Consider the following 19350-nt stretch of genomic DNA (forward strand, 5'->3'; position numbering starts at 1 on the left):
TCAGAAGCGCTTTCTGATGATTCCGGACTGCCTAGAGGCGAGTGGCGGGCAGAGGAGGGGCGATCATGCATCAGATGCAATAATCACTGTTCTACTTTACATAATGTAGATTATCGGCGTTTGAGACGCACACGGAGAGGGGTCGTCCCGCATAGGCGAAACGACCCCAAACACGCTCGCGTCAGGCGCCTACATAAGCCGCCAGGTGCTTTGCCGTCAGCGTCGACCTTCCGGCCACAAGTTCAGCCGGCGTTCCAGCGAAAACGATCTTGCCGCCGTCGTGTCCGGCTCCGGGCCCCAAGTCGATAATCCAGTCGGCATGAGCCATGACCGCTTGGTGATGTTCAATCACTATGACGGACTTGCCGGACCCAACCAAGCGGTCCAGCATGCCAAGCAGATTCTGGACATCGGCCAGGTGCAGGCCCGTAGTAGGTTCGTCCAGGATGTAGATATCGCCCTTCTCGGACATCTGCGTGGCAAGCTTCAGGCGCTGGCGCTCACCGCCGGACAGAGTCGTCAACGGCTGGCCCAGCGTCAGGTATCCCAGTCCCACGTCGGCAAGCCTGTCCAGAATCTTGTGGGCTGCCGGCGTGCGGGCGTCGCCCTCGCTGAAGAACCTTTCTGCCTCATTCACAGACATTGCAAGCACTTCTGCAATATTGCTTCCACCCAGCCTGTACTCGAGAACCGACGCCTGAAAGCGCTTTCCCTCACATTCCTCGCACGTTGATTCGACCGTGGCCATGACACCCAGATCCGTATAGATCACCCCGGCGCCATTGCACGTGGGGCAAGCACCCTCGGAATTGGAACTGAACAACGCCGGCTTCACACCGTTGGCTTTAGCGAAAGCCTTGCGGATCGGTTCGAGGAGTCCCGTGTACGTTGCCGGATTGCTGCGCCGTGAACCGCGGATGGCACCTTGGTCAATGACCAGGACCCCGTCGCGCTTGGCCACCGAGCCGTGCACCAGCGAGCTCTTGCCTGAACCGGCCACGCCCGTCAGGACACAAAGAACCCCCAGCGGAATATCAATGTCGACGTCCTGCAGGTTGTTCGTCGAAGCGCCACGCACTTCAAGCTGGCCCGTGGCGGGGCGGACTGTGTCCTTGATCGCGGCGCGGTCATCGAGGTGCCGGCCGGTAATGGTGTCGCTCCCCCGCAAACCGTCAAGGTCTCCCTCGAAGCAGACGGTTCCACCTCCGGTACCGGCCCCTGGGCCGAGGTCTACGACGTGGTCGGCGATCGCGATGGTCTCCGGCTTGTGCTCCACGACCAGCACCGTGTTGCCCTTGTCCCGAAGCTGCAGCAGCAGCTGGTTCATGCGCTCAATGTCGTGCGGGTGGAGTCCAATGGTTGGCTCGTCGAAAACGTAAGTGATGTCCGTCAGGGAAGAACCCAGGTGACGGATCATCTTTGTCCGCTGGGCCTCTCCCCCGGACAACGTACCGGCGGGACGGTCCAAGGACAGGTAGCCGAGCCCGATGCCGGTGAAGGAGTCAAGCAGGTGCTGCAATCCCTTCAACAGGGGTGCAACGGATGGTTCGTTCAGATCCCTGATCCAGCCCGCGAGGTCGCTGATCTGCATCTTGCAGACATCAGCAATGCTCTTGCCCTGGATCTTGGAGGAACGGGCCTCCGGGCTGAGGCGCGTCCCGTCGCACTCCGGGCAGGTGGTGAACGTGATGGCGCGCTCCACAAAGGCGCGGACGTGTGGTTGCAGGGCATCGACGTCCTTGGAGAGCATGGACTTTTGGATCTTGGGGATGATGCCCTCGTACGTCAGGTTGATGCCTTCCACCTTGACCTTGGTGGGTTCGCGGTAGAGAAGGTCGTGGAGTTCCTTCTTGGTGAACTTGGCGATCGGCTTGTCCATGTTGAAGTAGCCGGTACCGCTGAAGATGCGCCCGTACCAGCCGTCCATGCTGTATCCCGGTACAGTCAGGGCGCCGCCGCTGAGCGACTTCGTGTCGTCGTACAAGGCGGTGAGGTCGAAGTCGTTGACGGAGCCCATGCCTTCACACCGCGAGCACATGCCGCCCAGGCGGTTGAAGGACGCCTTCTCCGTTTTGGTCTTGCCTTCGCCGCGCTCCACTGTGATGGCCCCGCTGGCTTTCACCGTGGGAACGTTGAAGGAGTAGGCGTTGGGCGATCCGATGTGTGGCTGGCCGAGCCTGCTGAACAGGATCCGCAGCATGGCGTTCGCGTCGGTTGCCGTACCAACGGTGGATCTGGGGTTGGAACCCATGCGTTCCTGGTCCACGATGATCGCGGTGGTGAGGCCTTCGAGCATGTCCACGTCGGGGCGGGACAATGAAGGCATGAAGCCCTGGACGAACGCGCTGTAGGTCTCGTTGATCATGCGTTGCGATTCAGCGGCGATGGTTCCGAACACCAGCGAGCTCTTGCCGGAGCCCGAAACACCCGTGAACACCGTGAGCCGGCGTTTGGGGATGTCGATGCTGATGTCCTTGAGGTTGTTCTCGCGGGCTCCCTGCACCCGGATGAGGTCGTGGGTGTCCGCTACGTGGGACGCCGAAGCTTCCGTATCGGTGCTCGCGGCAATACTCATGATTTCTCCATCTGCCAGGCGGCGCTGCCTCGGCGTCGCCCATCCCCTGACCGGCCTGCTGCGGCCAGTACGTTCGATTCTCGTTCGTTGGCGCGGATGCGGCAACGGTACGTTCCACACTACTGGGCAGTAAGCGCCGCCACGGTGAACACACGGCAACAACCGAGGCCCATTGTCTTCGCGTCCATACTCGCTAAGAATGAAGCATGCCGGTCTACATGAGGTCCCTCGAAACCGCAGTCCCGCCAACCATCCTTGTCCAATCGCAGGCGCGCGATGTCTTCGCAGCCCAACCGGGCCTGACCAGGCTTGGCTCACGGCTTGTCACCACCTGCTTCGACTCCGCCGCCATTGACACCCGCTACACGGCCGTGGCCGAACTGAGCCTGGACGCCCACCCCGAGAATCCGCAGTTCTTCGACCTCGCCACCAACCGCGTACTGAGTCCCAGCACCAAGGCACGGAACGAAATTTTCGCCGTCGAAGCCACCAAACTCTTCATCGAGGCCGGCAAGGCAGCCGTGGCAGGTGCCCCCGGGATCGGCCTGGATGACATCACGCACGTCATCACCGTCTCCTGCACTGGATTCTTCAACCCGGGACCGGACTACAAGGTGGTCAGGGCCCTGGGCCTCCAGCCCTCTGTCCAGCGCTACCATCTGGGGTTCATGGGGTGCTACGCCGCGTTCCCGGCGCTCAGGGCTGCCAAACAATTCTGTGTGGCGGATCCATCGGCCGTGGTCCTGGTCATCTGTGCCGAGTTATGCTCCCTGCACGTACGCACCTCCAACGATCCGGACACCATCATGGGTTCGGCCATCTTCGGCGACGGAGCCGCGGCAGCCGTCGTCACAGCCCGGGAACCCGAAGGGCCGGAGCCCGTCATCCGGCTGGACCACTTCGAAACCGTGCTGACCCCTGTGGGTGAAGAAGCCATGGCCTGGAACATCGGCGATGAAGGCTTCGAGATGGTCCTCGGTTCCTACGTGCCCCACATCATTGAAGACCACATCACAGGGGCCCTGGAACCGCTCCTCGCCAAGGAACCCGGCCTCAGCGACAAGCCCTACCGGGACATCACGCATTGGGCCATCCATCCGGGCGGACGCAGCATCCTGGACAAGGTGGAGTCCAAACTGGAGCTGACGGCTGATCAACTGGTTCCGGCCCGGGAGACGCTGCGGGAGTACGGGAACATGAGCAGCGCCACGGTGTTGTTTGTCCTCAAGTACATGCTGGACAGGCCTGCCCGTGAGCGTGAGGAACGGATCTGTTCCATGGCCTTCGGGCCCGGATTGACCGTGGAGACGGGACTCCTGACGCTGGTCTCCCCCAGCCCGTGAGTCCGTGGGGGTCCCTCGCGCAGCGGGACCTGGACGCCGTGGAGGACATGGACCGCCCCGATTGCGACCTCCACCGCCTCAACCGCAGCTACGCCCGCTTCCCCGTGGTGAACGCCCTGCTGTCCGGATGGCACAGGATGTATCGCGAACGGTTTGTACCACTTTTGCGTCTGCGGGATTCCGTCTCGGTGCTGGATATCGGCTGCGGCGGCGGTGACGTCGCCCGCAGCCTGGCCCGCTGGGCATTGCGCGACGGCTTCGACCTTCGGGTGACGGCGATCGACCCCGACGAGCGCGCCTTCGCCTTCGCTTCGAAGGCCCGGAGTGTGCCAGGAGTGGAGTACCGGCAGGCGCTCAGCTCCGACCTGGTGGCGGAGGGGCGCACGTTCCACATTGTGCTGTCCAACCACATGCTGCACCATCTTGATGCTGCCGATCTGGCCGCTATCCTGGGCGACTCGGAGCAGTTGGCCACCTCGATGTCGCTGCACAACGACCTGCGGCGCAGCAACGCAGCCTATGCGCTCTTTGCGGCAGGTTTCTGGCCGCTTGGCGTGGGGTCGTTCATTTGCGGTGACGGCTTGGTATCCATCAGGCGCAGTTACACCCCGTCAGAACTGCGTGCAGTGGCCCCGGCCGGTTGGCGCGTGGAACCAAACGGCCCCTGGCACAACCTGCTTGTCCGGGAAGCCCCATCCGAGGACGGCGGTGAGCGTGGCGCCTGACGTTGTGATTGTCGGCGCCGGCCCTGTGGGACTTTTCCTCGGGGTCCTCCTGCTGCAGCGCCGGAGGTCGGTACGCATCCTGGAACGCCGCACCGCGGGCAGCAACCGATCCCGTGCCATCGGTATCCACCCTCCTGCCCTGAAGGAGCTCCAGCGCGCGGGACTCGCCACGGGGCTCGTGGCTGAAGGAATACGCATCCGGAAGGGCGTCGCGTACAGCAGGGGAAAAAGGGTCGCCGAATTGCCCTTCTCCGGAGATCCGGACTTTCCGTTCATCCTCGCAGTGCCCCAGCCGGTGACGGAACGGGTGCTGGAGGAGGCCGTCGCAGCATTGGACCCGCAGGCACTTGTGCGTGGCGCCAATGTCCACACGCTGGTTGACGACGGCGGCACTGTCAGTATCGGAGCGGACTCACCTTCGGGGGCACTCGGGTTCAGGACCAGGCTGGCTGTGGCCGCTGATGGCGCCCATTCCAGGTTCCGTGAGCGGCTAGAGCCCGGCGTACATGCCCGCTACTATCCGGACTACTACCTCATGGGTGACTTTCAGGACACCACGGGCCACGGAGCTGACGCCGTCCTCTACTTGGAGCCGGACGGGATCGTGGAATCCTTCCCGTTGCCCGGCAGCGTGCGGCGATGGGTGGTGCGGCTCGGCGCACCGGCAACGAGCCCGACGGCGGGTGGCTTGGCTGCGCTGGTCAGCGCCAGAACGGGCGTAGTGCCGGACCCGGCCACCAACACCATGCTGAGCGCCTTTGGCGTGCAGTCCCGGCTGGCTTCTTCCATGGTGCACGGGCGGGTAGTCCTGATGGGCGACGCAGCCCACGAGATCAGTCCGATCGGCGGCCAAGGGATGAACCTCGGATGGCTGGACGCGGCAGCCTTGGCACCCATCATCGATGCTTCGCTCTCGGGCGCGGACGTGGGGCGGCGTATCAGGCGCTTTGAAACGACCCGTGGCCGCGCCGCCTCCAAAGCATCACATCAAGCGGCGCTGAACATGGCTTTGGGCAGGCCCATGCCGGCTTCAGCGCTGAGTGCCAGGAACAGCCTCTTTGCGACTGCCCTCCGCGTAGGCTGCGTCTCCGGGCTGGTGGAGCGCCGCTTTACGATGCGTTGGTGAGCCTGGCCCGATTCAGCTGCCGGTGTAGTAGCAGTCGTAGGTGTCCTGGCTGGCGATCAAGCCGTCACGGACTTCGAAGACCGCAGTACTCCGGGCGCGGATGATTTCGCCGGCATCCCAATGCGGGAGATCCAGCAGGAGCACGGCCGACCAGTTCATTTCCAACACCACCCGGTTCCCTTCGGCAGTGGTCCGGACAATCTCGAACCTCTGCCCGGAAACGATTGCCTTACTGTCGTCGGCACCGGCCAGGGTCTCTTCCCTGGAGCGGGTGGAGCCCGTTTTGGACAGGGCGTGAGGCCATTCGGTCAGGGTGAAGTCCTCGGCCAGGAACGGATCGATGTCTGCTCCTCCTCCGCCGGCTTCCACGGTCCTGACGAATCCAAGTACTACTTCCAGTGGGTCGCTGTGGCTCATCCGATGAGCCTAACCCACCTGCCGCGCCGCTCCATTCACTTCGTCGGTCAGGCCGAACGGATAGGCTCACCTCATGACCCAGCACGCTCGGCCGCTGCAAGGCCCATCCACGGACTTCACCGCAACCGACATCCGGGACACAGCGCGGAGGCTATTGGATATGGAGACCCTGCCCCCGATCGTCCAGGCCGGTCATCCAGTGCTCCGCCAGCACGCAGCACCCTTCGACGGGCAAATCGACGGAGCAGAATTGCACGCCCTGATTGAGCGCATGCGTGAGGTCATGCATGCTGCACCCGGTGTGGGATTGGCAGCGCCGCAACTCGGTCTGCCCCTCCAGCTAGCCGTCCTTGAGGATCAATACAAGATTGACCCTGCCTCGGCGGCGGCCAGGAACCGCGAGCCGCTGGAGTTCCTGGCCGTGCTGAACCCGTCTTACACGGCGGTTGGTCCTGAGAGCGCATCCTTCTACGAGGGGTGCCTGTCAGTCAGCGGCTACCAAGCCGTCGTCAGCAGGCCCTCGTCGGTACAGCTGGAGTGCCTCACCCCGGATGGTGTCCCGTTTGAAGGCGTGTACTCCGGATGGCAGGCGCGGATCGTGCAGCACGAAACCGATCATCTGATGGGCACCCTTTACCTGGACCGGGCCGAACTGCGGTCATTGTCCAGCAACGCCGAACATGCCGCCCGATGGTCCGGTCCCGGGATCGACGATGCCCGCGCCGCCCTCGGATTCCCCGGCAGCTAAGCGGCTTAGTCCTCGCCATGCGGACCTGCGAACGCCTACTTGCAGATGATCGCAGCGACTCCAGCCAAACATCAGTGCCCTGGACGGCCAGACTGATTCGTTACGGTAGGCGGATGAGCATCGAAACCCGGCACGACCCATTGAGAGCTGTAAAAGGTATCGCCGCTGCCAGGGACGCGCATGGCGTCACCCTTGCAGGCTTCGGCACGGACTTCCTGTTCTACACCGCGATGGAAAGCAAGGGGGATACCGCATTCCGCGTACGCCCGAATTCAACGCCGCGAACAACAGGGGTGTGTCGGCCCTGGATGTTCAGTGCCAGGAAATGGCCCTTGCAGCGTGGTCGTCGGCCAATGGAATACCCAGCGCCCAGCCCTTGGATCTCGTCGAGCACAACGGTTTCCTCGTTCTGGTCCTGAATGTCGTCGAAGACGACGGCTCAGTACTCGACACTGCAGCATTGGGCCTTATCGTTGCCAGGCTGCATCAGCTGCCGCTGCCCGAAGTGGACTTCATCGCACAGAATGGCATGCCAATCAATCTGCGAATCGTAGGACGGTTAGAGAAGCGTTATGCCGAGCTGGGAAAGAACGACCTGCTCCCGGTCCTCCCTGGGGCTGCACAGCTGCTGCACGATCTGGATGACAACCTGGGCAGCGCGCGGCTGACACATCTGGACCTCAGACGCCAGAACGTCCGTGTCGTGGGCGGCCAGCCGCAGTCCATTTTTGACTGGAGCAATGCCCTTGGGGCCGCACCTGAGCTGGAGATAGCCCGTATCGAGGAATACGCTGCCATCGATGAGAACGGACTGGACTACGAGGCGTTCCTGGAAGGCTATGCCCGTGAAGGCGGGACTGTCGCCACGGATACCCCCGCATGGCCGATCCTCCGTTTGGACACGGCAGTGATGCCAGCGGTTGTTTTCAGCTCCGTTGCTCCCATCGCTCAGTTGAAGGAGCTGTTCCTGGCCCGCGTGAAGACCCTGGTGAAGGAACTCTGAACGGGCCTGCCCAGGCCTTCTTATCCTTCATGCGAAAGAGTCGCTCGGCAACGTGTGAGAATCAGTGAATCAGGCCGATCAGCGGCCGGAGTCGATATCGGGACCAAATGAATCCGAGAAGCTTGCCCCAAAGCGGGTTCGAATATCTGGCCCTGTCAGGGCAACTGCCGTGAACAAACAAGGTGGAACTATGTAGGACTGTCCTTGGTGGCGTTGCTGTTCATGCTCTCCGGCTGCGGTTTTCCGAGGCCTGTGCCGATCACTGAAGCTGGAATCCATGGCACATGGGTCAGCTGGGGCCCGCAAGGGCAAACAGCGATCTTGGTCTTTTCTGAAAACGGATCATTCAGGGGTACCGACCTGCCTGGGGATGTGTTCCGCCCGTTCGTCACGGACGACTATCCCAGTAAAGCTAACTGGCTGCATCAAACCGAACGCCACGGCACGTGGCAGATTGGGTACAACGAGGACATCGGTTGGACCAATGTCGTTCTCCACACTTAGTTCATCCACGGAGAAAGGCTCACGGCCTTCGCATCGGACACTGGCTCAGAAAAGACTCTCAGCGCCTTCGTTGGCGACGGCGACAACTGGGTCAGGTTGATCTTCGAACCCATCGACCGACGAGGGCTGGACGCTACAGCCCTTCCACGCGGACACGCTGAACAGTGGACGGCACTCCCAAGTGCGAACACCAACTGGACCGCGGGACGGGGCACTCAGCCGACACTCGGACCCAATGCCGTGCTGCCTGGAAGGCCACCAAGGCTCGGGAGATCCCTACTGAAGCCGCTGCTGCAGTTCTTAGCTCGGTTCGAGTGGCCTGCATCACAGGATTTCCGGCAGCTTTTTCTCCAGCGCTATACACCATCAGGCATGGTTGGGGAGCGGCAATCTCAGGTTTCTAAAGGGTCGGCACGCTCGTTACGTTGCCCGCGGATAAATCCTTCCTGGATGTAGCCGCCCGACAAGTCCAGCACCTCGCGTGCGAGGCCGACAAGAGACTCGGTGTTCCTGCCCGAATCCTCAGCCCAGCTACATAAGCGCAGCGCCAACTCGCTGCCATTTAGATGGAGACGTCGGATGGTCCATTTCCCACTGCCGAGCCAACTGCCGCTCTCCAGGAGAAACAGTTCAGCCGCATCGCGGAAGACATCCGATGAGACAGCGAACCTCTCAGCGTTGTCTTGACTACCCACCAGATCATCGATGAGAGCACTCAGGTTGTAGCGGCGAAAGGAACGCTCGCTGTCTTCAAGCACCTTCGGGCCTTGAGCCATATGTTCGCGCGCTTGCTTCTGCAATTGCCGGCCGGTCCCGTTGTCCGTAAGAAGGATTCCGCGGGCGCACAAATCAGGGATTACAGGCCGTCTTTCTGCGGCTTCCTTCTGGTACCAAAACTCCAGGATCTCGTGAGTGTGCACGAACTCTTCAACCAGCCAGCCTCGGAACCGGGTCGTCGCAGCATAATTTGAATGTCCGCTCGGATAGAGAACGGCGATGTCGAGATCCGAGGTCGACATTGTGGTGCCTGCGGCAGCGCTTCCTCCAAGAATAGATGCGGAGGCACCGGGATGATGCTGTTCCACGTAGGTGCGGGCAATTTCGATAGGACTGCTCTTTGAAACCGGCGAGCCATCGCTGAAAGGTAGGGCCATATGGCAAGTTTGCCAGTCCGTTGCCGTGCTGACTCATCAATCCACCGATCGCTCAGCGACTGCCGACATGGCAGCAAGCAATTCGCGGCCTTCGTTTGCCGCCAGGGTGAGCTCGTCCCCCGGCTTCAAGAATGAGTTCGCCCGTGGCCGACCAATGCGATTACCTTCAAAGTCCGCAAGTTCGAAGCCAATTCACACTTGCCCGTCATGTCTTGCGGCCAACCGGAAGTCACCCTCCAGGGACTCGAAATTCCTCGCTCCCTCCCAACCGCGCCGCAGTCGGGTCGTGAAAATGGACCAAGAGCCCTGACCAACCATCATGGTCATAGACGGTCTTTCTCGCTTGGAGTCCGCGAACGCTGACAGCAACCATCAAATACTCGAACGATCCCTTCGGGCCATGGCCTTCGTCAACCACAGAAATTTGAGGCTGCCATGATGCCCAATCACCAGTTCACCCATGGCCCCATTCTCCACGGTGCACGCGAGGCCCGTTCAAGGCACTCCCATCTGAGGGGAAGCCAGGCAGCGATGCATCCATCGGGCGCCCGCAACATAACAGTCATTATGTTGTGGCAACGGCACCAGCAGCCTCACAAGGTGACTCGCTCAGGCGGCACGCTACATGATCGATGATGGCATGCCATACACTGCTTCAAAGCCGAGCTCGCCACGGCGACCGGCGCCACCCGAACACAACCCCTTCAGGACAGCAGAAGGACACTGAGATCCCCGAGGATCCCCGGACTGTTCGCACTGGCAAGGGAGAACTACGAGGCCGCCCGATTGAGGTGCCACCGCATCCGTACCATTACCTCCTCCGCAACACCTGGGGCCATGTAATCAGTGTTAAATAGGAGCGAGGCCCGAGATACATCAGGCGTAAAGAAAATCTTTAAATTCTCATTTGGACCTACGACTCTCGAATCCTGTACGATCCTCACATTTAGATCGTGTCTCCACCCCCGACTCTCAGGACTGCCCATAAAATTGTAATAGTTGGATATCCCGACATCTACAATAGGGAAAACTTCTGGGTCATACCAAGAGAGAATCGCACCCTCAAAAATGCGACTCGCAACTTTGTGAATTTGATCGGCTGACAAACCTTCCTCGGCAGTTCTGATGTCTATAGGTAGAGGTTGCGCCAAGGAAGCAACGCTATGACGAAGCAAGGGAAAAGACCGGTTTGAGTAGAAATTATTGTACAGCCCTCCGACGATGCCAAGTTCAATCTTCGCCTTATCGAAGGCCCACAGAGGAGCAGCACTTGCAAAGATCGTCCCGTTGAGTGGTCCGGAGGGTGAAACAAATGACATCTCTGCTGTCGCAAACTTGGAACCCTGGGCAGGTGCAGCGTTCGCTGAGGCCGCCTCCGACAACGCTGTGAAATGAGCACTCAGCCGGGAACCAAACTGCGACCGACGCACCTTCCTTTCATGAATAGCAATCTCATGTGGTGTTGAAATATTTCCCAATTTCGGCCCATTGGTCGACAATATTTGTTTGATCAGGCCGAGAGAATAACCATCGGCACAAGTGTGATGGACAACCATGAAAATGTCGGTGACAAGCCCACGGTTAGCGGCGAATGCCAATCTGAACGGAAGATCGTCATAAAGATTGACTTCCCAACTACTCATCTGGCTACGACGATCATTGCTGATTTTCAAGCAATCCTCATACTTAACAACGCCATCATGATACGAGTTGTGGACTAAACCCTTCTCATTGAAATCACGGCTTCTTGATGTTCGCAGGCCAGGATGGACAAGCATAAGCAGGTCAATGCGCCGCCAAAACGTATCGACAGGAATCGCCGCGTCTGGTCGAATCCTGATGGAAAGGTTTGCCGTAGCAAGAGATTCTCCCGCCTCCAATAGATCATCAGCCTCGCGCCAGCCAGCCTGCTGGTTCCAAGGAACGTCAACTAACCCTGCGCCATTTGTGGATTCGTCCATGAATAGACCCTAACCCCTTCCTGAAGCCGCGCAACGCCCTACAGTGCAACGCCAAAACCTAATGACATGCATGCCAACGCCCCGTTCATCAATTCAAAGAGCCGAACGGATCCTGCGCATGTGTTTCAGGTCACATTTTTTTCTAGACCGGCTCCATCGTTGTAAAGTTGTCAAGTGACAACCATGGTTTGTAACCACCCAAACGATGGGCTTGCCACCGAGAGTCGAGCCTGTCCGGGAATTTGAAATTTCCAGTAACCCGGGGCCAAGGCCCCACAGCGCGACCATCGCTTCATCATAAGGACCACAGATCCACATAAGCGTAATGCCCACATAACAATCCGAGGAAGGACAGTTTGTGAAGAATGCCGGAATTGCTCCGTTGTCAGATGGGGTGGCGGCTGTATTCGGAGCAGTCATCAACTCCCTCCATCCGGGACTTGCGCACTGGGATCCAGCGATCCGTCGATCTGAACATTCCGACTTTCAATCCAATGCTCTCTTTGCCTTGGCGAAACTGACTGGTAGTAAGCCTCGGGACTTAGCCACGGACTTGCGGCCCAAGCTTGACGGTGGGCCGATAGATCGAGTGGAGTTATCGGGCCCGGGATACCTAAATATCAGTATTCGGGACGAGGCCATTTGGAACCAGATCGCCGCCCGCCTCAAGAGTCCCCGCCTCGGAATAGGAGCCCCGGAGCGCGGAACGCGAACCGTAATCGACTACTCCGCTCCTAACGTCGCAAAGGAAATGCACGTAGGACATCTGCGGACCACAATCATCGGTGACTGCCTGGCCCGGCTTCTAGACTTCCTCGGGTCTGACGTGCTTAGGCAAAATCACTTGGGCGACTGGGGCACTCAGTTTGGCATGCTCATCCAATACTTGACCGAAAATCCGAGTAGCAATTGGAAGACTGCTGACCGCCAGGACCATACAGATACGATAACCGCCTTAGATGCACTTTACAAAGACGCTCGCGGCAAATTCGACACAGATGCTTCCTTTGCTGATCGGTCACGGTCACGGGTCGTCTTGTTGCAATCGGGGGACGCCGAGACCCTTCGGCTGTGGCGTGAGATCGTTGCCGAGAGCGAGAAGGCATTCCACGCTATCTATACCCGGCTCGGCGTTCTCCTCAAACCTGACGACTCGGTTGGAGAGTCCTTTTACAACACTCGTCTCCAGGCGGTCATCAACGAACTCGTGGCACAGGACGTTGCTGTCGAAAGCGATGGCGCATTAGTCATCTTCTCGCGGCTCTTCATGCGTCCTGACGGCGATCCGGTCCCCCTGATTGTCCGCAAACGCGACGGCGGCTACGGCTATGACACAACCGATCTCGCGACAATTCGTTACCGAATCAAGGAGCTGACTGCGGATCGCTTGCTTTATGTCACCGATGCACGTCAGTCGATGCATTTTCAGATGATCTTTGAAGCGGCCAAAGAAGCAAGGTGGTTAGAAGAACGCGTACAGTGTGAACATGTGCCTTACGGCATGGTCCTAGGTCCAGACGGCCGGCCGTTCAAGACCCGGAGCGGAGACACCGTCCGTCTAATGGATCTGCTGGACAGCGCGGTGGCACGAGCTCGCGCCGTTGTTTCTGAGAAGGTTCCCCACTTAGAATCCCACGACCTCGATCAAATTGCGGAGTCTGCAGGCCTTGCCGCGGTTAAGTATGCAGACCTATCCACATCTCGTACAAAGGACTATACCTTTGATCTGGACCGAATGGTGTCGTTCTCGGGTAATACAGGCGTCTATCTTCAATACGCCCACGCACGCATCTGCTCCATTCTTCGCAAGACAGATGAACACCCAATCGACGTGGACCTCTCAGCGCCGCTCGAACCGGCCGAGCGAAATCTGGCCCTGAGCCTGGACGCCTACGGCGGCATACTCATGGAGACAGCCCGCACATTCGAACCGCACCGCCTGTGCACCTATCTTTACGACACCGCCCGGAACTTCACATCCTTTTACGAGGCTTGCAATGTCCTCAACGCCAAGGGTTCCATTAGAGATAACCGTATTGCTATCTGCCAGCTAACTCAAAGGACTCTCAAACACGGTCTCGAGCTTTTGGGGATCTCCGCACCGGAACGCATGTAGTTCGGCGCCTGGCCCGGTCCTAAGATATGCCAGTCCGATCCCAGGACCATTCAGGTCAGCGGGTGATAGCTAAAGCGAAAGAACGGCCTACTCCAAACGTACTAGCGATCGTAGTTACTCGATCAGAGAATGAGGAATTATGAGCGACGGCTTGTTCGGATTTACAAATCAGCAAATATTCCTTGCCACGGTAGCTTATGCCATCACTTCGATCACCCAAAGAAGCACTGCCATAAAGAACGTACTGAACGGGCGTCTGGTCATAAACCCATATAGTGACTTACCGAACACGCATGTGTTACCACCGGACTCAATAAGGTCCATTGCGCCGTTCTCAACATATGGGGTGATCATAGTTCCACAAAGATCAAACCAATCCGCATGGGAATACGTCAATACCGTAAAACGCTCATCGAACATGATGCCGAACGGTGGCCTTGGGTACTCACTATTGAAAACATTGACAGATTGTCAGCCACAGCCCGGTGAAATTGCTGCTTTGCAGTTGGCCTTTAATTATACAAAAGGCAGCAATGATCGGCGTCGCGATTCATCACTACTTACTCCGATTAAGATCAGCGCGTCTTGGCAGGATCCAAGTAATCCCTATCCAATGGGTGCTCTAGTATCGGACCGAGGCTCCACTGGTATACAACTGAGATGGGTTTATGACGATTTCACCCAGCGGGACCTTGGTCCCCTGCTTTCCAACATGACTCGTACTTTCCTGGACGAATTAGCTGTCGCCTAGGTACAGCCGAATGTCGGATTCTGCACTCCCAACTGGACCTGGACCACGACAACTGGAGGAGCACCGCTGCCGGGAAGCAACCGCGTCTGGACCTGTCAAAATGGGTTGCCAAATCCAAGAGCTGACTCCTAACCCCACCCACATCCGCTGTCCACGTAGGCCAATGAGATGACATGCTAAAGATCACACGCCACCAAGCCAGCTACTGAATGGCTTGACGGCGCAGGAATCGTCCTGTGTTATGCAATGGCATAAAGAGAACGCTCCCACCGGGCCGGCAACCTAACCACGCATTGGCAACTTGTGCCTACTCAACCTGGAAAGTTCGATCTTTGATGTCAACGTAGCGGCACGATTCGAACCACACCATCATGGATCGCTCAGGACGCAGTGCCCACACAAATTGACTCCTCTACCGAGAACGAGAGGAACTCTAAGACGACTCTGCATCAGAATAGCCAGTCAAATTACACTGGAAATGAAATACCTGAACTTTCCCGTCTGACTGACCGGCAGAGAATCGACAAAATCGAAATCGAATGAAGCATTCGATAACCCTATAACGGCCAGTGTTTCTACAAACGTACTAGCAACCACATTCTGCGGAACTAAAGTTTGTCCAGTTGAAATCCTAACAAAGAACTTGCTACCATCAAATAGTACCTGAAACTGCATAATCGCGCCCAAATAAATACGATTGACGGCTTCGACGGCCTCGAGGAATATCGAACTATAGTGCAGTCTTCCCTGAAATTCGAAGTAGTCCGTCTTCCTTGCTCCAGATAGTTCAACGATGGTTGCACTAGATTGACACTCGCAGTGCCGCCCCTCAAGGAGTCGACCTCTATCACCGATCTCGTAACGCGCAAATGCCATTGCACGATTGGCTAAGACCGTTACGGCCAAATCCCCTATTCCAGTATCATCCGCATCTCGAAGCTCAAGGTAGACGTTGTCCAGGAGATGAAGTTGACCATAAGAGCATTGAAATGCAATAGCGTTCGCTTCGCGAGATCCATACTGCAAACGCACCGTAGATCTAAACGTACTCTCTATAAAATCGACATGTTCCTTATGTGCCATCTCACCAGATAGCTCAATGTAACGAAGCGTGGGCGGGGCCTCAAGTCCCTTACGCTGAATGAACTTGGCGAACAAATATAGACTCGTGGGTGACGCATCGAACCACACAGGTCCAAAATCGCGTAAGGCCTCATAGTATCGAGTAAGTCTATTTTCATCAAAGAAGAGACGATTGAACGAGAGTTCTCGTTCATCCTCGATAAAATCCGGATAACTTACGGTGTTTCCTACCAAACTTGAATGAAAGGAACAATGCCTGTCTTTTACTGAGACACCAAGTTGGCTTCTTTGCCGCCAGAGGGGGGCCAGACTGGCCAACATGTCCTCCTGACTCCAGTAGACATCCAACATTGTCCCAGTAGAACCAGAGGTGCGACGGTGAATTAACTCCTCAAACTTGAAGTTTGCATTCATAAACTCGCTAATAGAATCCTGAATCTGTCTCTTTGCCACAAATGGCAGTGAGTCTAAATCCATTCCGCCGATCGCCAGATCGGTATAATGGGGAATGCTCGTAGTCAGATTCTTCATATATGCGTCGACGAAGGTTGACCGAAGTCTATTCAACCGAATCACCAATCCTCGAGTCCGCATTGAAGACACGACCGCTTACTCCCCGAATGAGATCCGAGGAGAGGAAGCAAAGAAAGTTCGTATAGTCGCGCAGACAGTGGTCAACCTCTAAGAGACTACGACGACGAGCCCATGCGGCCTTCATGGAGTCATATTCCGAGGTCATAACAAACCCGGGACATATGGCGTTTATCGCGATACCACTCGAACCGTACTCCTTGGCGAGTGACTTCGTCATCGCAATCATAGCCGCCTTCGATGCTGCATAGGCACTGTGCCTTGCTGCGCCTTCCTGGCCCAGGAGTGAAGCGACGTTTATTATCTTGCCGCCACGAGAAACTGCCATGCTTGGCGCGAAAACCTTCGCGGTAAGGAAAGCCCCGCGGGCGTTCACGTGGAAAACACTGTCCCAATCCGAGAGCGTCGTGTCCGTCAAAGAACTTTCGAAGCGCAAGCCGGCATTGTTCACCAACACATCGACACGCCCATACTCCTGAACCGTACGATCGTAGAAGCGGACAATATCCTGTAGAGATCGCACGTTGACGCACTGAGCCATCACACGGTGACCTTGACCCCGAAGTTCATCGCAAAGTTGACTTGCCAACGACCTACTGGTGTTGTAGCTGAAGGAAACCTGAGCACCCGACTCGCACAGTGCTCTTACCGATGCGGCCCCGATGCCCTTGGCACCACCCGTGATAACAATGACCTTCCCGGTCAGATCAATCATGGGTACCACTTTTCAACCTATCAACGATCCCACCGATCTCAGCAATACTGGACAAATGCGATGGCGACAGAAGGTGCGGTGGTAAAACAAGCTCAAAGCGCTGTTCGAGACAAATGACAAGTTCCATGAAGTCCAAGGAGTCAAAACCGAGATCTGAATAGAGATTATCCTCAACGCCAACATCAGGCATCCGGTCACCAACTATTCCAGTAACTATCTCGAAGAGTAGACGCCCTGTGGGCGACACTGCGCTATTGTCGTTTGGTTTTGCCATTGAAAGTCCTCTCAATGTTAGCTACAACCTTAATCTCAGTGGGAACCTTGTTCCTGCTGAGAACTCGCCGGCAGTGGCTAAAGAGTTGAGCAGTGTCAATCGAAGTTCCAGGATCAAGCATCACTTCTGCCACTGGTACAGCACCCAAAATCTCATGGGGTTGCGACGATACACGTGCAAGAGCAACGCCAGGATGTTGATCCAGAGCCTCCTCAATCTCTTCGGGATAGAGGTTGATTCCACCACTTATTATGACGTTGCTAAGTCGGCCAAGAAGATACAGATATCCCTGCTCATCTTTGTAGCCTAAGTCTCCCGTGAGAAGTACGCCCCCTCGAAGAACCTTTGCCGTCTCCTCCGGTCTTCTATAATATCCCTTCATTATGTTCCTCCCTGAAGCAACCACTTCACCAATCTCAAAAGGGACACATGGCTGGCCATTGTCGGCAAGAACATCGATTCTAACTCCGGAAATGGGGAGACCCACCGAGGTGGGATTAGATAATGCGTGGGGATCGCGGGAGGAGGATAGGGTCAATCTTGGGGAAGCTTCGGTCTGACCGTACGTCTGCATAAAGTCTACCTGTGGCAAGCGGGACTTGAGCTCATCTAAATCACGTGCCGCGGTCACCGCTCCCCCATAGCATATGAATCTTAGCGAATGAGCGTCCGCATAAAATGAAGCATGGCTCCTGGCCATAATTGCCATCGTCGACGGAACCGCCGTAAAGTTCGTCACCTCAAACCTACGCACATACTTCATCAACATCATTGGAGTAAAGGGATTTGGAAGTATTACAATTCTAGCCCCCACAATAAGATGGGCGATCATCTGTGCAGTGTGAGCGTATCCAAAGTACAGAGGAAGTGCAACGGCCGTGCAGTCTCGAGCTGTCAGTCCTAAGGATGTAATAACAGATCGGGCGTTTTCGATTAGGTTCAAATGCGTCAGCATTACACGTTTCGGCTTACTGACGGAACCGGAAGTATGAAGCATGACAGCCACATCATTACCAGAATTGGCACGATGTAGATCGAGAGACGGCGTGCGACGCTCGCGCGCATTAGACCTGATACGCCGGAGGCCTAGTTTCAAACTTCCTGTGAGCTCCAGACCGAGGACATCCACGCCGAACGACAAACCATACAGAAGCTCCGCGTAACCTGCCGCAGCATCTGTGGCCACAATAAGAACCGACAAATCGCTGTATTCAGCCTCCCTCTGAATCTCCGAACTTGTTAGTCCTGGACCCATCGGAACAGCGACCAATCCCGCTTTTTGGACTGCAAGGTAAGTGACAATAAATCCGCATGAATTCTTTAACGCTATCCCTACTGTGCGGTCTTTAGGACCTGCAACATCGAGAATCGTTTGGGAAAGCTCATCTGCCAAGCGATTTAGTTGCCGGTAGCTTATCGAGACCTCAGCGTCTGTGACGGCGATCCGATCGTCATCAACCTTGTCTTCAACGATCTTTGCCAGGTTTACTGCTTCTACAACTCCCATGAACTGCTTCCACTAACTTCTGCATTCGAATAATAGGTGCCCATCACTTTGGGTCCTTCCAACTAACCGTCCCTGCTCAACAAGCCGATTGAACGATGGACGCAAGCGCTGTGAGAGCCAGGTAGCGGATCTATATCCCAAATAGTCTTTATAAGTATCGCCAGCCTCCGTCACCGTGAGTGTCTTAATTAAGTCGCTGTAGCAGAAGCCTGTTCCAAGAGGAATAGATCCAAGAGAGAGTTCAAGAACGGCATCTAGGGCAGCCTGCGAGTCAGCTCCAAATTGCGTAGAATCACCGCCAAGGAAAATATTGGGCGATGTCAATGAGTTAAGAATCAAACGTAGCTTGAACCTGAAAGAATTTAGATACTCTGATTCAGCGGAAACGGCAGATGCGATCGGTCGATTGAACCTGTCCCTAGAGAATCCGTCAAGAGCGATTGCAGCCTCAACTTCATAAAATGATGCAATCAACTTATTCTCGTAGGAGACCTCCTCGTCAACGACAAGTCCGAAGTCGCTGTGCAGCTGCTTCACGTCGTTGACTAAGGAGTCCCATTCTCCCCCGAATTCCGATGGACATACGAATAATAGATCCAGATCAGAGTTCGCATCTGCCTTAGACGCCGCATGGGAACCATAGACCAACGAGTATCCTCCACTACCCACGTACTTCGCACTGATGGTTCGCGCGCGCTCCAGCGCAGGGATGATACTTGTCACCTTGGGATACACAGCCTTCAGCTCCGGCATGGAC

The 19350-nt window shown here is 56.8% G+C and carries 17 protein-coding genes; 8 read left to right on the top strand and 9 right to left on the bottom strand.

Annotated features, from left to right (window positions below):
- Nucleotides 1-181 precede the first annotated feature (181 nt).
- Entirely contained in the window at nucleotides 182-2575 is a 2394-nt protein-coding gene (locus ACIPV6_RS22860; RefSeq protein WP_400273084.1) for an ATP-binding cassette domain-containing protein, read from the bottom strand.
- A 206-nt stretch (nucleotides 2576-2781) separates the two neighbouring features.
- On the opposite strand from ACIPV6_RS22860, the gene ACIPV6_RS22865 reads away from it, so the two are divergent.
- Genes ACIPV6_RS22865 through ACIPV6_RS22875 form a run of 3 tightly spaced genes read left to right on the top strand, consistent with a single transcriptional unit; the run spans nucleotide 2782 to nucleotide 5769 of the window.
- Nucleotides 2782-3918 (top strand): type III polyketide synthase, encoded by a 1137-nt coding sequence (locus ACIPV6_RS22865; RefSeq protein WP_400273085.1) that lies wholly within the window; start codon nucleotides 2782-2784, stop codon nucleotides 3916-3918.
- A complete protein-coding gene (locus ACIPV6_RS22870) occupies nucleotides 3915-4643 on the top strand; it encodes a class I SAM-dependent methyltransferase (RefSeq protein WP_400273086.1) in 729 nt (242 codons plus the stop codon). Before ACIPV6_RS22865 ends, ACIPV6_RS22870 begins: the two co-directional genes overlap by 4 nt.
- On the top strand, nucleotides 4633-5769 hold the full coding sequence (locus tag ACIPV6_RS22875) for an FAD-dependent oxidoreductase (RefSeq protein ID WP_400273087.1): 1137 nt from the start codon (nucleotides 4633-4635) through the stop codon (nucleotides 5767-5769). Before ACIPV6_RS22870 ends, ACIPV6_RS22875 begins: the two co-directional genes overlap by 11 nt.
- A 12-nt stretch (nucleotides 5770-5781) precedes the next feature.
- Here the strand turns inward: ACIPV6_RS22875 and ACIPV6_RS22880 are convergent, their stop codons facing one another.
- Nucleotides 5782-6186 carry a nuclear transport factor 2 family protein gene (locus ACIPV6_RS22880; RefSeq protein ID WP_400273088.1) on the bottom strand — a complete coding sequence of 135 codons (405 nt, stop codon included), beginning with the start codon at nucleotides 6184-6186 and terminating at the stop codon, nucleotides 5782-5784.
- A 73-nt stretch (nucleotides 6187-6259) separates the two neighbouring features.
- Here ACIPV6_RS22880 and ACIPV6_RS22885 point away from each other — a divergent pair, with 73 nt between their 5' ends.
- From ACIPV6_RS22885 to ACIPV6_RS22895, 3 genes are all read left to right on the top strand, one after another.
- On the top strand, nucleotides 6260-6934 hold the full coding sequence (locus tag ACIPV6_RS22885; protein ID WP_400273089.1) for a peptide deformylase: 675 nt from the start codon (nucleotides 6260-6262) through the stop codon (nucleotides 6932-6934).
- A gap of 325 nt (nucleotides 6935-7259) precedes the next feature.
- Nucleotides 7260-7937, top strand: a complete 678-nt coding sequence (locus ACIPV6_RS22890; RefSeq protein ID WP_400273090.1) for a phosphotransferase — start codon at nucleotides 7260-7262, stop codon at nucleotides 7935-7937.
- Nucleotides 7938-8144: 207 nt separating this feature from the next.
- Entirely contained in the window at nucleotides 8145-8441 is a 297-nt protein-coding gene (locus ACIPV6_RS22895; protein WP_400273091.1) for a hypothetical protein, read from the top strand.
- 392 nt (nucleotides 8442-8833) lie between these two features.
- Here ACIPV6_RS22895 and ACIPV6_RS22900 read toward each other — a convergent pair whose 3' ends face one another.
- Complete coding sequence (locus ACIPV6_RS22900; RefSeq protein WP_400273092.1) at nucleotides 8834-9595, bottom strand: nucleotidyltransferase domain-containing protein; 762 nt, start codon at nucleotides 9593-9595, stop codon at nucleotides 8834-8836.
- A gap of 770 nt (nucleotides 9596-10365) precedes the next feature.
- Nucleotides 10366-11556, bottom strand: a complete 1191-nt coding sequence (locus tag ACIPV6_RS22905; RefSeq protein WP_400273093.1) for a hypothetical protein — start codon at nucleotides 11554-11556, stop codon at nucleotides 10366-10368.
- A gap of 394 nt (nucleotides 11557-11950) precedes the next feature.
- Here ACIPV6_RS22905 and argS point away from each other — a divergent pair, with 394 nt between their 5' ends.
- Entirely contained in the window at nucleotides 11951-13672 is a 1722-nt protein-coding gene (argS, locus tag ACIPV6_RS22910) for an arginine--tRNA ligase (RefSeq protein WP_400273106.1), read from the top strand.
- Nucleotides 13673-13811: 139 nt separating this feature from the next.
- A complete protein-coding gene (locus ACIPV6_RS22915; RefSeq protein WP_400273094.1) occupies nucleotides 13812-14423 on the top strand; it encodes a hypothetical protein in 612 nt (203 codons plus the stop codon).
- A 462-nt stretch (nucleotides 14424-14885) separates the two neighbouring features.
- Here the strand turns inward: ACIPV6_RS22915 and ACIPV6_RS22920 are convergent, their stop codons facing one another.
- Genes ACIPV6_RS22920 through ACIPV6_RS22940 form a run of 5 tightly spaced genes read right to left on the bottom strand, consistent with a single transcriptional unit; the run spans nucleotide 14886 to nucleotide 19346 of the window.
- On the bottom strand, nucleotides 14886-16037 hold the full coding sequence (locus ACIPV6_RS22920) for a hypothetical protein (RefSeq protein ID WP_400273095.1): 1152 nt from the start codon (nucleotides 16035-16037) through the stop codon (nucleotides 14886-14888).
- Nucleotides 16038-16065: 28 nt separating this feature from the next.
- Nucleotides 16066-16812: an SDR family NAD(P)-dependent oxidoreductase gene (locus ACIPV6_RS22925; RefSeq protein ID WP_400273096.1), complete on the bottom strand. Its 747-nt coding sequence runs from the start codon at nucleotides 16810-16812 to the stop codon at nucleotides 16066-16068.
- A complete protein-coding gene (locus tag ACIPV6_RS22930; RefSeq protein ID WP_400273097.1) occupies nucleotides 16805-17086 on the bottom strand; it encodes an acyl carrier protein in 282 nt (93 codons plus the stop codon). The genes ACIPV6_RS22925 and ACIPV6_RS22930 overlap by 8 nt, the downstream gene beginning before the upstream one ends.
- Complete coding sequence (locus tag ACIPV6_RS22935; protein ID WP_400273098.1) at nucleotides 17064-18593, bottom strand: class I adenylate-forming enzyme family protein; 1530 nt, start codon at nucleotides 18591-18593, stop codon at nucleotides 17064-17066. The genes ACIPV6_RS22930 and ACIPV6_RS22935 overlap by 23 nt, the downstream gene beginning before the upstream one ends.
- Before the next feature lie 12 nt (nucleotides 18594-18605).
- Complete coding sequence (locus tag ACIPV6_RS22940) at nucleotides 18606-19346, bottom strand: hypothetical protein (RefSeq protein ID WP_400273099.1); 741 nt, start codon at nucleotides 19344-19346, stop codon at nucleotides 18606-18608.
- Between the last annotated feature and the right edge of the window lie 4 nt (nucleotides 19347-19350).

It is taken from the genome of Paenarthrobacter sp. NPDC089988 (genome assembly GCF_044748465.1).
Classification (GTDB): Bacteria; Actinomycetota; Actinomycetes; order Actinomycetales; family Micrococcaceae; genus Arthrobacter.

Coding starts and splice junctions, on each gene's coding strand:
- ACIPV6_RS22920 (WP_400273095.1), bottom strand. CDS start 16,037: ATGAAGAATCTGACTACGAGCATTCCCCATTATACCGATCTGGCGATC.
- ACIPV6_RS22940 (WP_400273099.1), bottom strand. CDS start 19,346: ATGCCGGAGCTGAAGGCTGTGTATCCCAAGGTGACAAGTATCATCCCT.
- ACIPV6_RS22915 (WP_400273094.1), top strand. CDS start 13,812: ATGAGCGACGGCTTGTTCGGATTTACAAATCAGCAAATATTCCTTGCC.
- ACIPV6_RS22885 (WP_400273089.1), top strand. CDS start 6,260: ATGACCCAGCACGCTCGGCCGCTGCAAGGCCCATCCACGGACTTCACC.
- ACIPV6_RS22905 (WP_400273093.1), bottom strand. CDS start 11,556: ATGGACGAATCCACAAATGGCGCAGGGTTAGTTGACGTTCCTTGGAAC.
- ACIPV6_RS22900 (WP_400273092.1), bottom strand. CDS start 9,595: ATGGCCCTACCTTTCAGCGATGGCTCGCCGGTTTCAAAGAGCAGTCCT.
- ACIPV6_RS22930 (WP_400273097.1), bottom strand. CDS start 17,086: ATGGCAAAACCAAACGACAATAGCGCAGTGTCGCCCACAGGGCGTCTA.
- ACIPV6_RS22925 (WP_400273096.1), bottom strand. CDS start 16,812: ATGATTGATCTGACCGGGAAGGTCATTGTTATCACGGGTGGTGCCAAG.
- ACIPV6_RS22890 (WP_400273090.1), top strand. CDS start 7,260: ATGGCCCTTGCAGCGTGGTCGTCGGCCAATGGAATACCCAGCGCCCAG.
- ACIPV6_RS22880 (WP_400273088.1), bottom strand. CDS start 6,186: ATGAGCCACAGCGACCCACTGGAAGTAGTACTTGGATTCGTCAGGACC.
- ACIPV6_RS22860 (WP_400273084.1), bottom strand. CDS start 2,575: ATGAGTATTGCCGCGAGCACCGATACGGAAGCTTCGGCGTCCCACGTA.
- ACIPV6_RS22865 (WP_400273085.1), top strand. CDS start 2,782: ATGCCGGTCTACATGAGGTCCCTCGAAACCGCAGTCCCGCCAACCATC.
- ACIPV6_RS22935 (WP_400273098.1), bottom strand. CDS start 18,593: ATGGGAGTTGTAGAAGCAGTAAACCTGGCAAAGATCGTTGAAGACAAG.